The 15,018-nt window shown below is 69.8% G+C and carries 14 protein-coding genes; 6 read left to right on the top strand and 8 right to left on the bottom strand.

Translation table 11 applies throughout. The features are described from left to right. Positions 1-120 precede the first annotated feature (120 nt). Positions 121-1,593 carry an aldehyde dehydrogenase gene (locus MSZK_RS31110; RefSeq protein WP_099252358.1) on the bottom strand — a complete coding sequence of 491 codons (1,473 nt, stop codon included), beginning with the start codon at positions 1,591-1,593 and terminating at the stop codon, positions 121-123. Positions 1,594-1,634: 41 nt separating this feature from the next. Continuing rightward, a complete protein-coding gene (locus MSZK_RS31105) occupies positions 1,635-2,414 on the bottom strand; it encodes a class I SAM-dependent methyltransferase (RefSeq protein ID WP_099252357.1) in 780 nt (259 codons plus the stop codon). A 101-nt stretch (positions 2,415-2,515) separates the two neighbouring features. Here MSZK_RS31105 and MSZK_RS31100 point away from each other — a divergent pair, with 101 nt between their 5' ends. Beyond that, a complete protein-coding gene (locus tag MSZK_RS31100) occupies positions 2,516-3,673 on the top strand; it encodes a glycosyltransferase family 4 protein (RefSeq protein WP_099252356.1) in 1,158 nt (385 codons plus the stop codon). Positions 3,674-3,687: 14 nt separating this feature from the next. After that, positions 3,688-4,077 (top strand): DUF5313 domain-containing protein, encoded by a 390-nt coding sequence (locus MSZK_RS31095; protein WP_099252355.1) that lies wholly within the window; start codon positions 3,688-3,690, stop codon positions 4,075-4,077. 6 nt (positions 4,078-4,083) lie between these two features. On the opposite strand, the gene MSZK_RS31090 is transcribed toward MSZK_RS31095, so the two are convergent. From MSZK_RS31090 to MSZK_RS31075, 4 genes are read right to left on the bottom strand one after another with little or no spacing between them, the layout of a single operon-like run. Beyond that, positions 4,084-4,632: a TetR/AcrR family transcriptional regulator gene (locus MSZK_RS31090; protein WP_099252354.1), complete on the bottom strand. Its 549-nt coding sequence runs from the start codon at positions 4,630-4,632 to the stop codon at positions 4,084-4,086. After that, positions 4,616-5,062, bottom strand: a complete 447-nt coding sequence (locus MSZK_RS31085; RefSeq protein WP_099252353.1) for an SRPBCC family protein — start codon at positions 5,060-5,062, stop codon at positions 4,616-4,618. Before MSZK_RS31085 ends, MSZK_RS31090 begins: the two co-directional genes overlap by 17 nt. Further along, positions 5,059-6,777 (bottom strand): hypothetical protein, encoded by a 1,719-nt coding sequence (locus tag MSZK_RS31080; protein ID WP_233211617.1) that lies wholly within the window; start codon positions 6,775-6,777, stop codon positions 5,059-5,061. The genes MSZK_RS31085 and MSZK_RS31080 overlap by 4 nt, the downstream gene beginning before the upstream one ends. 8 nt (positions 6,778-6,785) lie before the next feature. Then, complete coding sequence (locus MSZK_RS31075) at positions 6,786-7,985, bottom strand: DUF3068 domain-containing protein (protein WP_099252360.1); 1,200 nt, start codon at positions 7,983-7,985, stop codon at positions 6,786-6,788. Positions 7,986-8,166: 181 nt separating this feature from the next. On the opposite strand from MSZK_RS31075, the gene MSZK_RS31070 reads away from it, so the two are divergent. The 4 genes from MSZK_RS31070 to MSZK_RS31055 are packed head-to-tail and all read left to right on the top strand — an operon-like array spanning position 8,167 to position 12,869. Next, on the top strand, positions 8,167-9,342 hold the full coding sequence (locus MSZK_RS31070) for an acyltransferase (RefSeq protein ID WP_099252352.1): 1,176 nt from the start codon (positions 8,167-8,169) through the stop codon (positions 9,340-9,342). A gap of 36 nt (positions 9,343-9,378) precedes the next feature. Then, complete coding sequence (locus tag MSZK_RS31065; protein ID WP_099252351.1) at positions 9,379-10,704, top strand: glycosyltransferase; 1,326 nt, start codon at positions 9,379-9,381, stop codon at positions 10,702-10,704. A gap of 4 nt (positions 10,705-10,708) precedes the next feature. Beyond that, entirely contained in the window at positions 10,709-11,920 is a 1,212-nt protein-coding gene (locus tag MSZK_RS31060; RefSeq protein WP_099252359.1) for a glucosamine kinase, read from the top strand. Beyond that, positions 11,910-12,869 (top strand): SIS domain-containing protein, encoded by a 960-nt coding sequence (locus MSZK_RS31055; protein WP_099252350.1) that lies wholly within the window; start codon positions 11,910-11,912, stop codon positions 12,867-12,869. The genes MSZK_RS31060 and MSZK_RS31055 overlap by 11 nt, the downstream gene beginning before the upstream one ends. Here the strand turns inward: MSZK_RS31055 and MSZK_RS31050 are convergent, their stop codons facing one another. Beyond that, positions 12,870-14,333: an AMP-binding protein gene (locus tag MSZK_RS31050; RefSeq protein WP_099252349.1), complete on the bottom strand. Its 1,464-nt coding sequence runs from the start codon at positions 14,331-14,333 to the stop codon at positions 12,870-12,872. Continuing rightward, a partial coding sequence (locus tag MSZK_RS31045; protein WP_099252348.1) for a phosphotriesterase occupies positions 14,326-15,018 on the bottom strand: 693 nt, incomplete at its 5' end. The genes MSZK_RS31045 and MSZK_RS31050, both read right to left, overlap by 8 nt.

Below are 15,018 nucleotides of genomic sequence, written 5' to 3'. Positions count from 1 at the left end.
TGAACCATGCTGGTCCCAGCCCTACTCAGGTGTCAGCGATGTCCCGAGACATACCACTGTCAGCGATGTCCCCGAACAGAACACGCCGCCCAGCGACGGTTAGCGCGCCGAAATCACTTGTTACGCCGGGGTGTACCCGAACGGCAGTAGCACGCTCTTGGCCTGGGTGAACGCCTCGATGCCCTCGGGGCCGTTCTCCCGGCCGATGCCGGAGTTCTTGTAGCCACCGAACGGCGAGCCCGGATCGAAGGCGTACATGTTCACCGCGTACGTGCCGGTGCGGATACGCGCGGCGATCTTCATCGCCTTGTCGTTGTCGGTGGTGAACACCGAGCCGGCCAGGCCGTAAGCGGAATCGTTGGCGATCCGCACGGCATCCTCTTCGGTGTCGTAGGGAATCACCGACAGCACCGGGCCGAAGATCTCTTCCTGCGCGATCGTCATCGAGTTGTCGACGTCGGCGAACACCGTCGGCTGCACGAACCAGCCGCCGTCGAGGCCTTCCGGACGGCCGCCGCCGGTGACCAGCCGCGCGCCCTCCTCGACACCCTTCTTGATGTAGTCCTCGACGCGGTCGCGCTGCTTCTCGCTGATCAGCGAACCGATCATGGCGCCCGGGTTGTCCGGCAGCCCCACCGGCATCGCGGCCGCCGCGGCGGCGACCTTCTCGACGACCTCGTCGTAGCGCGAGCGCGGAGCCAGGATGCGGGTCTGCGCGACGCAGGCCTGCCCGGTGTTCATCAGGCCGGCGAACACCAGCATCGGCAGCGTCGAATCCAGGTCGGCGTCCTCGAGGATGATGGCCGCCGACTTGCCGCCCAGTTCGAGCGTGCACGGCTTGAGCTTCTCGGCGGCGATCTTGGCGATCTCCTTGCCGACCGCGCTGGAGCCGGTGAACGTGTACTTGTCGATCTCGGGGTTGGCGGTCAGCGCACGACCGGTGTCCGGGCCGCCGGGCACCACCGAGAGCACGCCCTCGGGCAGACCGGCCTCGGCGAACACGTCGGCCATCGCGAACAGCGACAGCGGGGTCTCGGCGGCGGGCTTGACCACGATCGTGCAACCGGCCAGCAGCGCGGGGCCGAGCTTGTTGGCGGCCAGGAAGAACGGCACGTTCCACGCGGTGACCGCGGCGACCACGCCGATCGGCTCGCGCAGCACCATCGTGGTGCCGTACACGCCGTCGCGGAAATCGCGCCAGGTGAACTTGTCGGCGGCGCCGGCGAAGTACTGGAACGCCGACATCGCGGCGCCGTACTGCATCATGTCGACGATCGTCGGCGGCTGCCCGGTCTCGGCGGCCAGCAGGAACTTGAACTCCTCGGCGCGCTCCTCGAGCATCTTGACCGCCCGGGCCAGGATCTCGCCGCGCTCGGCAGGCGACATCTGCGGCCACGGACCCTCGTCGAAGGCCTTGCGGGCGGCGGCGCAGGCGGCATCGACGTCGGCCTTGGCGGCCAGCGGCACCTTGCCGACCAATTCGCCGGTCGCCGGCGAATGCACTTCGATGACCTCGGTGGTGGACGGCTCGACCCACTTGCCGCCGATGAACAGCTTGTCCCACTCGGTCTTGAACGCGGTGCTCTGTGTCATGGCTGTCACATTACCGACTGAAGACAAAAACTAGAACCTGTTCATTTCGACGTATCCGGTGGCCGGAGCACCAGCACCAGATTGCTCACCGCGAACTCCCGGATCAGCGGTGCCGACGTCACCGGCCAGGCCCATCGTGGGTGGTAACGCGGGAATGCCGCGACCAGCGCACCGGTGCCGACCGCCCATCGCAGCCCGTCGGCCGCCGACACCGCGAACAGCGACGAGCCGTAGTTGTTCTTGGGCGGGTGACCGTGCTTGCGGGTGTAGCGGGCGGCGGCGCGGGCCCCGCCCAGATAGTGCGTCAGCCCCATCTCGTGGCCGCCGAACGGGCCCAGCCAGACGGTGTAGGACAGGATCGCCAGCCCGCCCGGGCGGGTGACCCGCAGCATCTCGGCACCGAGCTGCCACGGGCGCGGGACGTGCTCGGCGACGTTGGAGGACAGGCAGACGTCGACGCTGCCGTCGGCGAAGGGCAGCGCCATTCCGGAGGCCCGCAGGAAGGTGCCGGGGCCGCCGCGGCGCACCTGCTCGGCGGCATGCATCTCGTCCGGGTCGGGCTCGACTCCGATGTAGTCCCAGCCCGCGGCGGTGAACGCGGTGGCGAAGTAGCCCGGTCCGCCGCCCACGTCGACCAGGGTCTGGCCGGCCGGTTCAGTGCCGTGGGTCGCCCGCCAGAGGTCGCTGACCAGGTCGGACGTGTCGGCGGCCAGCGCGCCGTAGAAGCGGGCCGGGTCACGCTGTTCGTAGCGGAATTCGCTCAGCAGCCGCACCGACCGGCCCAGCGTCGCGCGCCGGGCGAACAGGTCGGTGACGGCCACGGACTCACCCTAGCCACGCGCCGAAGTTCACGTTTCGCAGAGAAAGTGCGAGTGCAGAGCTGCAAAAAGTGAAATTCGACCGGCGGACTAGTCTGGCGGTGATGTCCACCCACGTTCGCTCGGTCCTGCTGTTGTGCTGGCGGGACACCGGCCACCCGCAGGGCGGCGGCAGCGAAACCTACGTCCAGCGCATCGGCACGCTGCTGGCCGAATCGGGCATGGACGTGACGCTGCGCACGGCGCGGTATCCGGGTGCGCCCCGCCGCGAGGTCGTCGACGGCGTCACCATCAGCCGCGGCGGCGGACCGTACAGCGTCTACATCTGGGCCGGCCTGGCCATGGTCGCGGCGCGGCTGCGCCTCGGTCCGCTGCGGCGGGTGCGTCCCGACGTCGTCGTCGACACCCAGAACGGGGTGCCGTTTCTGGCCCGGCTCGCCTTCGGGCGACGCGTGGCGCTGCTGGTCCACCACTGCCATCGCGAACAGTGGCCGGTTGCCGGCCGCGTCGTCGGCCGGCTGGGCTGGCTGGTCGAATCGTGGCTGTCGCCGCGCATGCACCGGCACAATCAGTACGTCACCGTGTCGCTACCCTCGGCGCGTGACCTGTCCGACCTCGGGGTCGACGCCGGCCGGATCGCCGTGGTGCGCAACGGCCTCGACGAGGCGCCGCCGGACACCCTGAGCGCGCAACGCTCGTCGACGCCCCGGGTGGTGGTGCTCTCGAGGCTGGTGCCGCACAAGCAGATCGAGGACGCGCTGGACGCGGTGGCCGCGCTGCGACCCCGGGTCGCCGATCTGCACCTGGACGTCGTCGGTGGGGGATGGTGGCACGACCGGCTTGTCGAGCGGGCTCGTCGCCTCGGCATCTCCGACGCGGTGACCTTCCACGGGCACGTCGACGACCGGACCAAACACGCTGTGGTGCAACAGTCTTGGGTGCATCTGCTGCCGTCGCGCAAGGAGGGCTGGGGACTGGCCGTCATCGAGGCGGCGCAGCACGGCGTGCCGACGGTCGGCTATCGCTCGTCCGGCGGGCTCACCGACTCGATCGTCGACGGCGTGACCGGCATTCTGGTCGACGACCACGACGAGATGGTGGACCGCCTCGAACACCTACTGGCCGAACAGGTGCTGCGTGACGAGCTCGGCGCCAAGGCCAAGGCCCGCAGCCGGGACTTCTCCTGGCAGCAAAGTGCCGACGCCATGCGGAATGTGCTGGAGGCGGTGCACGTTGGAACGCGTGTCAGCGGTGTGATCTAGGAGCGCAGAACGCCATGAGTGAGAGCATCCGTCCCAATGCCGTGCAGTACATCGCCTACTGCTACGGCAAGATCCTCCCGCCCTCGATGAACGACTGGGTGCGCCACGATCTCACCGGAAAGGGCGCCCAGCGCCGGACGTTCTTCCGGGTCACCATTCCGGCGCTGCTGATCCTGGCGCCGCTGTGGCTGATCCCGACGACGGTGTTCATGCACCTGGCGATGACCGCCCTGCTGTTCGTGCCGTGTCTGTACTTCACCCACGCGCTGGACAAGATCTACCGCACCCATCGGCTGCGCCAGCACGGACTGGATCCGGACCTGATTGACGAGCGCACCCGCGAGCGGACGGCGCGCATCCACGACGAGTACGAACGGCGTCACGGCCGCGGCGCAGCGTCCTGAAACCGGTCAGCCAGAACGACTTTGCGATTCCCCGAGCAGGGTGACGAAAAGCTGCGCGGCCGCGTCCACGCCGGCGTCGTCGTCGGTGCCGACCAGGTCGAGCAGCAGGCCGCGCATCACCGCCAGGCCGAGTCTGGCCATGGCCGGGTCGCCGGGTGCGACGGTGAGTGCCTCGGCGAGCCAGCGGTCCACCGCGGCGGGCAGCATCGCCCGAAACGGCGACTCACCCTGTGCCCCACGGGCGTAGCACTCGAAGAACAGCCGCTCCAGCGCGCGCAATTCGGTGCTGCGCAGGTGGGCCCACATCCCGGCGAACCCGGCGCCGTCGGCGGGCAGTTCGTGCAGCAGTGCCAGCTGCCTGCGCTCCACCTCGTCGACGACGGCCAGTAACAGCTCCTCGCGGGACCCGAAGTGGTGCAACAGCATCCGATGACTGGTACCGACCGCTTCGGCGATTTCCCGAAGCGAGCGCCCGCCGACGCCATGGTCGGCACACTCGGTCACCACTGCGTCGAGCAGTTCGCGGCGCCTACGCAGGTCAGGTGTTCGCGCCACGACGTTTCCACCGGCCTTCGCTACACGCCTTGAGTCCCTGGGCCTCCAGCGCAAGATAGCGCCGGGTCATCCGGTGAGTGAGCGCACCGACCACCGAGCCGAGCACCCCGCGCTGCTCGAGTTCCTGGCGCACCAGGGTGCCGCCGCCGGGGGCCGCGCCGACCTCGTGCCGTGCGGAGGTGAACCCGCCCGGCGCGCGTTGCACCCAGGTCCAGGCGGCACCGGGCGTGAGCTCGGTGACGATCCAGTGCAGCCGCGGCAGCCGCGGCTGCTTGATCGAGAAGCGGCGGCCGACCGCGAGCTGTGGCCCGTCGAGGCCGGTCAGCCGGGTGACCGACGGGGTCCAGTCCGGCCAGTGTTCGACGTCGGTGAAAACCTCCCACACCAGCTCGGGCGGTGCGTCGATGGTGAACGTACTGACACTGATCATGTACCAGATGGTACGCGTTTAGGTCGCCGACTGACCAGAGCAGCTGCGCCGGCCCCAGCCAGCAGCGCCAGCCAGACCAGGTGCGCCCCGATGACCAGCGCCCGCGCCTGCGGCGCCGCGGACCGGCTCTGGCCACCGACCCGGTACAGCGTGAGGTCGGCGTCGTGATAGATCACCGGCAGTCCCCGCAGCGTCCGCTGAGCGTCGCCGACCGCGCCCGCGCTGCCGGATTCGACGACCACCCAGCCCACCCCGGCGTCGGCAAGCGCGTCGGCGGCCCCGCCGGCGAGCAGGATCCGCTGCACCGTCCGTGCACGGCCACCCTCGCCCGGCACGGACTGTCCCGAGATCGTCAGGTCGCCGGTGGCCAGCACTTCGGCACGGACCCAGCGTGGCAGCGGATCGAGCACCGCCGCCGGACCCGACCAGCGGAACCGGCGCATGCTGTCGGCGGGCAGCACCGCCACGTCGGCGGGCGCGGCGTTGACGATCTCGGCGACCGCCGACCAGCCCGCCGGGTAGCGCACCGAGCCGACCTTGCCCCACGCTCCGAGGGCCAGGTCGGGCAGCACCGCGATGACCGCGGCGATGCACACCGCGGCGGTGATCCCGGGGCGCAGCCATCGGCGCACCGTCACCACGGACGCAGCGGCGGCGACGGTGTAGCCGGGTATCGCCAGCGCCACCCACTTCTGCCCGTCACGCAACAACCCGACCCCGGGCATCGCCTCGACCATCGCCCGCAGCGTCGCCAGACCCGGCCCGGTGGCCAGCAGCGCCGGCCCCAGCACCCCGATCGCGGACAGCACCAGAAACGGCACCGCACAGCGGCGCTTCAGCGCCGTCGGCAGTCCGATCGCCACCACCGCCAGCAGCACCACCGTCGCCAGCAGGGCCACCGGAGTGGTGCGCGATGTCGGCACCGCGTCGGCATTCCAGATCCCACCGAGGCCGGCCAGGCTGCCCAGGGTGCCCAGACCCGGTTCGGCGCGCGCCGCGAATGCGATCACCCCCGACCCGGGCGACGAGTCGAGTGCCGTGCCCAGCGCCGACGCGGTCAGCCATGGCGCGGCCGCCAGCACCGCGGCGACCAGTACCCCGGCCGCGCATCGCGGCCGCGACACCCCGGCTCCTGACACCACGACCCCGACCAGGGCCACGACCGCGGCCAGCAGCAGCCCCGTCGGTGTCAGACCGGCCAGCGCGATCCAGAACACCACCGCCGCCCAGCGAGCCCAGCGCGGCGCCGGGTCCGCGTTGCGCAGCCGTACCACCGCGGTGGCGACCCAGCCCAGACTGCCGTAGCCGACCAGCAGGCTCCAGTGCCCCTGCAGCAGCCGTTCGGCGACGTAGGGGTTCCAGACCGCGACCGTGGCGGCCACCAGCCGACCGGGGAGGCCGGCCTCGGGGATCAGCGCACGGGCCAGCACCGCGGCACCCCACCCGGCCAGGAAGATCCCGGCGATCAGCAGCGCCTTGACCAGGACCCCGCCGTCGAGGACCGGTGACACCACGGCGATCAGGAAGTCCTGCGGCACCGCCCGGGGCGCGGCTTCACCCAGCCCCAGTGCGGAGTCGGACAGATACGACCGCGGGGTGGACACCGCATCACGCAACAACAGATAACCCGGCCTCAGCAGCGGCGCGGTCACGACGAGCGCCAACACCAGGGCGTAAAGCGGAACCACCCAGTCCAGCGCCCGGCGGGGGGTCACCGGCGGGCTCACCGCTGCGGCGGCGGCGGCTCCAGGTCCGGTCTGGCCGCGGGCAACTTCTCGGTGGCGGCCTCGGCGGCGGGCATCGGCCCGGTCTCGTCCTTGCCGAAGAATCCGTGGTCGGCGCTGTCCAGGCCGGGGTCGATCAGCGCGGACTCGGCGCGCACGCTGAACGTGCCCAGCAGGATCCCGCCCACCAGCGCCACCAGGCCGGCCGCCGTGAAGCTGATCGGCAGCACCCGCGACCACAATCCGACCCGGTCGCGTTCGTCACGGGCCGAGGCCACCCGCGATTCGATGGTCTGCTCGCTGGAGGTGACCTTGTAGTCGGCCAGCTCCATCTCCGGTCGCTCCGCATCGCGGGCGTAGTAGTGGTTGGCGTGCTCGGAGGCCTTCACGATCACGCCGGTCACCGGGTCCACCCAGAACGTGCGCTGCGCGGCGTAGTAGCGGGTCATCGTGATCGGCTCGTCCGGCGGTCCGGGCAGGCCCCACAACTCGGCTCGCGCGGTCACCTCGCCGTCGACGTTGTTGTCGTAGAGCGAGGCGTACTTGATCGGATCGACCAGCTTGCCGTCGGCGTCATAGCCGACGTTCTGGGTGAACCGGTAGGTCGTCAGCCCGTTGACGTCCTCTTCGCCGTCGTAGTTGGCGTCGAACGCCTTCTGGGCGATCGGGTCGAAGTACGGATACGTCTTCTTCTCGGTATTGAACGGGAACCGGTAGGACAGCCCCTCGTGCGGCAGCGCGATGTTGGTCGGCGGCTTGCTGTCCTCGATGGTCCGCGGCTTCTGCACCGAGCCGCCGGGATGGGTGTCGTCGGACACCGCCATCGCGGTGCTGCGGTTGAGCGTCACGGTGTCGACCATGGCCAGCAACAGGCCGTTGTCCTGTTGCTTGTCGCTGCGCCGCACGCTGGTACCGACCTGCAACGTCACCACGTCGGCGTTGGCCGGCGACTCGACGGTGATCTGCTGTTGCGACACCAGTGGCACGTTCTTGTCGACGATGAAGCGCTCGCCGGTCAGCGAGGACGGATCCAGCGCACTGCCGGTGCCGTCGCTGACCAAGGTCTCGTCGATGTCCAGCGGAATCTTCTTGATCTTGCCGGAGGTGTAGGTCGACAACAGCAGCGCGGCGATCAGCAGGGCGGCCCCGAGCCCGATGATGCCGTATGCCGTGATACGCAACATGCCCGCGCGATTCACGCTGCCGTGGCCTCCCTCACTCCCGATCGCGCCCCGCACCGGATGACGGGCGAAGCAAACGTGTCTGACCCTAACAGCCCAGCCCGAGGCACCGGCTCATTAGGAGGTCGTCGCCACTGGTGGGATGAGCCCAGGTGTACCCACTTTCGCCGGCAGCGCTCATCCGGAGCACACTGGCACCATGACATCGCCGGGCGAGCAGGTCGGGGGCACCCGCAGCTTCCTGCCCGCGGTGGAAGGGATGCGCGCCTGCGCCGCGATGGGCGTGGTGCTCACCCATGTCGCCTTCCAGACCGGCACCACCGGCCCGGTCATCGGACGCCTGCTGCACCGCTTCGACCTGGCCGTCGCGGTGTTCTTCGCACTCTCCGGCTTCCTGCTGTGGCGCGGTCACGCCGCCGCGGCGCGCGGCCTGCGCCGCCGCCCGCCCACCGGCCACTATCTGCGCTCCCGGCTGGTTCGCATCATGCCCGGCTACCTGGTGGCGGTCGTCGTCATCCTGACCCTGTTGCCGGAGGCCAACCACGCCAGCGCGACGGTGTGGTGGGCCAACCTGACACTGACCCAGGTCTACGTCCCGCTGACCCTGACCGCCGGGCTCACCCAGATGTGGAGTCTGTCGGTGGAGGTGAGTTTCTACCTCGCCCTGCCGATCCTGGCGTTCCTGGCCCGCCGACTTCCGGTGCGGGCCCGGATCCCGGTCATCGCGGCGGTGGCGCTGGCGAGTCTGGGCTGGGGCTTGCTGCCGATCCACACCGCGCAAGGGGTGAACTTCCTGAACTGGCCACCGGCCTACGCCTCCTGGTTCGCCGCGGGCATGCTGCTGGCCGAGTGGACCGTCAGCCCGCCGGGCTGGGCGCACAAACTGGCCAGGAACCGCTGGGCCATCACCGGGATCGCCTTGGCGGCCTATCTGGTGTCGGCCTCGCCGCTGGCCGGGCCCAAGGATCTGGTTCCGGCGACGCTGGGGCAGTTCGTGATCCGGACCTCGATGGGGGCCATCGTCGCCGGCGCGCTGCTGGCGCCGCTGGTGCTGGACCGGCCCGACACCGCACACCCGATCCTGGGCAGCCGGGTCATGGTCACGCTAGGCCGCTGGTCCTATGGGCTGTTCGTCTGGCATCTGGCGGCGCTGGTGATGGTGTTCCCGATGGTCGGCAAGTTCATGTTCAACGGCAACCTGATCGTCACTCTGGTGCTGACGCTGGTCCTCGGGTTTGCGATGGCGGCGGTCAGCTACGCGCTCATCGAGTCGCCGTGCCGGAATGCGCTACGTCGCTGGGAGTACCGCCGAGCGCCGGTGCCGCCGCTGGACAGTTCGGTCAGCGATGCGCCAGAACCGGTGATTGCGCGATGATCGGGTGTCGTGCCGCTTGACTGTGAAGGGACCGCCATGGCATCTGAGCCGCTGACGATCATGTTCTGGCCGGAGTCGGCGTACGGGCCGACGAACCAGTGCATCGGGCTGGCCGCGATCCTGCGCGATCGTGGCCATCGGATCGTGTTCGCGGCGGAGAGTTCCTGGGCGGGCAAGCTGGCGCCGCTGGGTTTCGTCGAGGAGCTGGTCGACCTGGCCGAGCCGGACCCGGCCGCGGCCGACGAGGACCCGGGCAAGTTCTGGACCGACTTCATCACCGAGACGGCTCCCGAGTTCCGCAAACCGACGATCGAACAGCTCGAAACGTTCATCGCGCCCACCTATCAGGCGCTCATCGACGGCGCGAAGTACTGCGAGCCCCGGTTGCGGGCGATCGTGGCCGAACACCGGCCCGACGTCATCGTCGAGGACAACGTGGTGCTGTTTCCGGCGCTGGTGAGCTCTTCAGCGCCGTTCGTGCGGATCGTGTCGTGCAGCCCGCTGGAGGTGCCCGGCGCGGCGGTCCCGCCGCCGTTTTCCGGCTTGCCCAGCGCGGACCCGTCCCAGTGGGACGCCTACCGCGCCGAATTCGACCGCACCCACCGCGCGATGTGGACCGAGTTCAACACCTGGGTGCAGGAACACGGCGCCGACCCGCTCCCGGACCTGGAGTTCATGCCCCGCGACAACGCCGCCAATCTGTACGTGTACCCGGCCGAGGCCGACTACCTCGACGCCCGCCCGCTGGACGAGAGCTGGGTTCGGATGGACTCCAGCGTGCGCGAGACCGACGTGGAATATGTTCTGCCGCAACAGCTTGCCGATCGTCCCGAATCCAGCGCATTGATCTACCTGTCGCTGGGTTCTCTCGGCGGCGCGGACGTCGAGCTGATGCAACGGCTGGTCGACGTGCTCGGCACCACCAGGCACCGATTCATCGTCAGCAAGGGGCCGCAGGCCGACCGGATCACCCTGGCCGACAACATGGTCGGCGAGCAGATGCTGCCCCAGACCAAGGTCATCCCGCTCGTCGACCTGGTGATCTCGCACGGTGGCAACAACACCGTGACCGAGACGCTGCACTTCGGCAAGCCGCTGATCGTGCTGCCGTTGTTCTGGGATCAGTACGAAAATGCCCAGCGCATCGACGAACTCGGCTACGGCGTGCGGCTGCAGACCTATGCGTTCACCGACGAGGAGCTCACCGGTGCGGTGGACTCGCTGCTGGCCGACACCGAGCTGCGTGCCCGGCTGGCCGACATCGGTGCGGCGATCCGGGCCCGCGACGGGCTGCGGGTGGGTGCCGACGTCATCGAGCGGGTGGGCCGCCGGCAGCGGAGCGGCACCGCCGTCACGGGCTGACCCGGTGCAGCGCGATATCGCATCGCTGGACCTCGCCGAGGGTAAACGCCTCGCGGTCGTGGCGGGTCCGGCCGGCCTGGCCGCGGTGCCGCAGGTATGCCGGCCGGACGGGGCCTGGGCACGGGCCCGCCCCGGTGACGGGGTGGCCGAGGCGCTGCTGAGCGTGCTCGCCGCCGCACCGGAGGTGTCGCGGACCGGACCGTTCACCGTGCACGCCTGGTCGTCGCGCCGCGCGTCCGGTGAGCGGGCGATCACCGTCGACCAGACCAACGAGTCGGTGATCGTCGGCGAGGCTGCGGTGGTCAAGTGGGCCGCGCATCTGCAGCAGGGCCCGCACCCGGCGCCGCGCCGCATCGACGTGCTGCGCGCCAACGGTTTTCGCTTCATGCCCGACCCGTGGGGGCTGATCACCTGGCAGCCCGACGACGGTCCCGAGACGCTCGTGGTGAACGTCGACGAGTATCTGGCCGGTGCGGTCGACGGCTGGACGTGGGCCGTCGAGCTGATCGCCGATGCGGCCCGCGGGCCCGTCCCGCACACCGATGCGGTGACCACCGCGGTCGCCGCGGTCGGCACCGTGATCGCCGAACTGCACGCCGCGCTCGCGCCGACGGCCACCGTCGCGACCCAGGCCGACGCCGACCGATGGTGCGCCGCCGCCTTCGCCACGCTGGACGAGGCTGTGGCACTGAGTAATCCGGCGACCGCCAGGCTGCTTCGCGACCGGCGCATCGAGCAGATCCTGAGCAGCCTGGCCGGCCTGGCCGGCAGCCCGGTGATCGAGGGCCATGGCGATCTGCACGTCGGCCAGGTGCTGCACCACCCCGGTGGATATGTGGTCACCGACTTCGACGGCAACCCGGTGCTGCCGGCTGCCGAACGCGCGCTGCCCATACCGGCGGCGCTCGACGTCGCCGGGTTGGCCCAATCGTTCACCCACGCCGCGATCGTCGCCCGCCGTCACCACCCGCTCGACGCGGGATCGCTGGCTGCGGTGGAACAGGTTGCCCGGCAGGCCTTCCTACAGAGCTACACCGACCATCTCGCCGAACTGGGGCATGGCGACCTCTATCGCGCCGACCCGCTGGCGGCCTTCCGGTTGCAGCAGGTACTGCGCGAGATCGTCTACGCAGCAAGGCATCTTCCACGCTGGATGTATGTTCCCGATGCTGCGTTACCCCTGTTGCTCGACGAAAGGACGACCAGTGGACGCTGACGGTTTCGCCGCGGACCTGGCCCGCAAACCCGAAGTCCTCGGCAGGCTGGCCGACATCCTGGCCCGGGGCAATCCCTGGGCGGGCGTCATCCCGCCCGGCACCGAACGCGTGGTCCTGCTGGGCATGGGGTCTTCTGCGTATGCCGCGGGGGTGGCCGCAGCCCGGATGCGGGCCCGGGGGCTGGTCGCGACCGCGGAACTGGCCTCCTCGTCGCTGGTGCCGGCCTGGGGGCCGGGCACCCTGGTGGTCGCCATCTCGGCGACCGGCGGTTCGGTGGAGACACTGGACGCGCTGCGCCGGGTGCCCGCTGGGGCGTCCACGGTGGCGCTGACCAACACCGCAGGCTCCGAGATCGCCGAATCATGCAGTGCAGTTGTGGATTTGGCAGCCGAGCCGGAGGTCGGCGGGGTGGCGTGCCGCAGCTACCAGCACACGCTGGCGTTGTTGATGGCACTCGAGTTTCAGCTGGCCGGTATCGAGCTGGCCGGCCTGGTCGCCTCGCTCGCGAGGGCGGCGCAGGCCAGCGCGCACCTGTTGGACACCGAGGCGCACTGGCGGCCTGCCGTGTCCGATCTGCTGCTCGGCCCGGACGGAACCCATCTCGCGGCGCCGGCGCACCGATTCTGCTCGGCACAGCAGGGTGCGCTGATGTTGCGAGAGGGCCCGCGCCGCGGCGCCGTCGGTTGCGAAACCGGGGACTGGAGCCACGTCGACGTCTATCTCACCAAGACCACCGATTACCGGCTGCTGGTGTTCGCCGGCTCGGCGTGGGAGGAACAGCTGGCACAGTGGACGACCTCGCGCGGCAGCACCGTCGTCGCCGTCGGGGGCACGGTACCGAGCGCCGGTGTCGAGGTGCGGTATCCCGGCGACGACGACGATGACGTCCGGCTGCTCACCGAGGTTCTGGTCGCCGAACTGATCGCCGCCAGGGCCTGGCAAGGCTAGCTAGCGCTGCAGCCGGGCGATCACCTCGTCGCGCACCGCGGAGCGGCGGGCCTTGCCGGCGTCGTCGCGCAGTGGGGTGTCGACGAATTCGACACTGCGCGGCACCTTGTAGTCGGCCAGCCGCTGTGCCACGAACTCCCGCACCGCCTCGTCGGTCAGCGGGGTACCGTCGGTGTGCACCAACGCGTGCGGCACCTGCCCGAGGTCTTCGTGTGGCACCCCGACCACCAGAGACGACAACACCGCCGGGTGCTCGGCGAGCGCGTTCTCGATCTCGGCGGGATAGACGTTGCGGCCGCCCACCGTGAACATGTCCACCCGGCGGTCGGCGAGGTACAGATACCCCTCCTCGTCGAACCAGCCCAGATCGCCCAGCGAGTCCCAGCCATCGCGGGACTTGGCGGTGCTGCCGATGTAGCGGTAGGTCGGTCCCGAGCCGGGATTCGGGCGCATGTAGATCTCGCCGAGCACCCCCGGCGGGCACTCGTTGCCGTCGTCGTCGAGCACCTTCATCTCGCCGGCGACCACCCGGCCGACCGAGCCGCGATGCGTCAGCCATTCCGATCCGCTGATGAACGTCAGCGCCTGAAGTTCGGTGCCGCCGTACAGTTCCCACACCGCGTCGGGGCCGAGCAGGTCGATCCACGCCTGTTTGATGTTCGGCGGGCAGACGGCCGCCACATGCCATAGCCGCCGCAGCGAGGACAGGTCGTAGGCGTCGGGATCGGCGTGATAGACCGGCAGCAGGCGGTGCATGATCGTGGGCACCGTGGTCAGGTAGTTGACCTGGTAGTCGGCAATCACCCGAAGGAAGCGTTCCGGGTCGAATCGCGGCAGCAGCACCAGATGCTGGCCGGTCAGCAGGGCGATGGTGGCCGAGGTGAACCCGGTGTTGTGGCTCAGCGGCACCGGCACCAACTGGGTGTCGGTCGGCTCGTTACCCATCGACATCGCCAGCAGTTCGGCCGGGATCCGTCCCTCGCCGCCGGCCTCGATCAGTTTGGGCCGCCCGGTGCTGCCGCCTGAGGCGATCGACTTCCACGACGGTGAAACCGCTTCGGGCAGCGGATCATCGGGCATGTGGCTGCCGGTGAAGTCGGCATCCACCGACGGCACCAGGCCGCGCGGATCGGCGCGGCCGACCAGCAGGGCGCGCGGCTTGAGATCCAGCAGGCCCTCGAATTCGGCCTCGGGCATCCGTGGCGACAGCGGCTGGGGAATCGCGCCGAGCTTCCACACCGCCGTCGTGGCGAGCACCCACTCGATCGAGTTCGGCACCGCGATTGTCACGTAATCGCCGTGGCCTACCCCGAGTTCGGCGTAGGCACGGGCCAGCCGGTTCGACGCCGACTCCAGCTGCCCGCGGGTGATGGTGCGGCCTTCGCAGGACACCGCGGGGCGGTCGGGCGCCTCGGCGGCGAGTTGGCCCAGTCGTATTCCGATCGGGGGGATCTGGTCACTCATAGGCACCTTGCCTGGAGAAGATGGTCCGGGGGTTGTCCACCAGCATGGTGGTGATCTGGTCCTCGGTGACGCCGCGCCGGCGCAGCGCGGGCAGAACGTCGTTGTGGATGTGGCGGTAATGCCAGTTGGGCAGGGCAACCGGGATGAGTTCCTCCGGCAGCCAGTCGATGTAGCAGGAGGCGTCGTGGGAGAGCACCATCTTGTCGGCGTGGCCGCGCTCGCACATCCGCGCGACGGTGTCCACCCGGTCGTCGAAACTGAGCATGTTGTCCAGACCGAACCGGTCCATCCCGAGATACGAACCGCCGGCGATCAGTTCCTCGAGGTAGCCCAGGTCGGTGGTGTCGCCGCTGTGCCCGATGATCACCCGGGTCAGGTCGACGCCTTCCTCGGCGAAGATCCGCTGCTGCTCCAGCCCGCGCCGGGTCGGGGCGTGGGTGTGGGTGGTGATCGGCACGCCGGTCTGCCGGTGGGCCGCTGCCACTGCGCGCAGTACCCGCTCGACGCCCGGCGTGATGCCCGGTTCGTCGGTGGCGCACTTGAGGATTGCCGCCTTGACGCCGGTACCGGCGATCCCCTCGGTGATGTCGCGGACGAACAGCTCGGTCATGAGCTCCGGACCGTCGAGCAGGGTTCCCGGACCGGTGAAGTGAAAGTACATCGGTACGTCGTTGTAGGTGTAGAT

The organism is Mycobacterium sp. shizuoka-1 (assembly GCF_002723835.1).
GTDB lineage: Bacteria > Actinomycetota > Actinomycetes > Mycobacteriales > Mycobacteriaceae > Mycobacterium.
This window is presented reverse-complemented; position numbering and strand designations above follow the sequence as displayed.

What these genes read in the sequence shown, in the direction of transcription:
- MSZK_RS31065 (WP_099252351.1), top strand. Translation starts at nt 9,379, where the DNA reads ATGGCATCTGAGCCGCTGACGATCATGTTCTGGCCGGAGTCGGCGTAC.
- MSZK_RS31100 (WP_099252356.1), top strand. Translation starts at nt 2,516, where the DNA reads ATGTCCACCCACGTTCGCTCGGTCCTGCTGTTGTGCTGGCGGGACACC.
- MSZK_RS31070 (WP_099252352.1), top strand. Translation starts at nt 8,167, where the DNA reads ATGACATCGCCGGGCGAGCAGGTCGGGGGCACCCGCAGCTTCCTGCCC.
- MSZK_RS31095 (WP_099252355.1), top strand. Translation starts at nt 3,688, where the DNA reads ATGAGTGAGAGCATCCGTCCCAATGCCGTGCAGTACATCGCCTACTGC.
- MSZK_RS31110 (WP_099252358.1), bottom strand. Translation starts at nt 1,593, where the DNA reads ATGACACAGAGCACCGCGTTCAAGACCGAGTGGGACAAGCTGTTCATC.
- MSZK_RS31085 (WP_099252353.1), bottom strand. Translation starts at nt 5,062, where the DNA reads ATGATCAGTGTCAGTACGTTCACCATCGACGCACCGCCCGAGCTGGTG.
- MSZK_RS31050 (WP_099252349.1), bottom strand. Translation starts at nt 14,333, where the DNA reads ATGAGTGACCAGATCCCCCCGATCGGAATACGACTGGGCCAACTCGCC.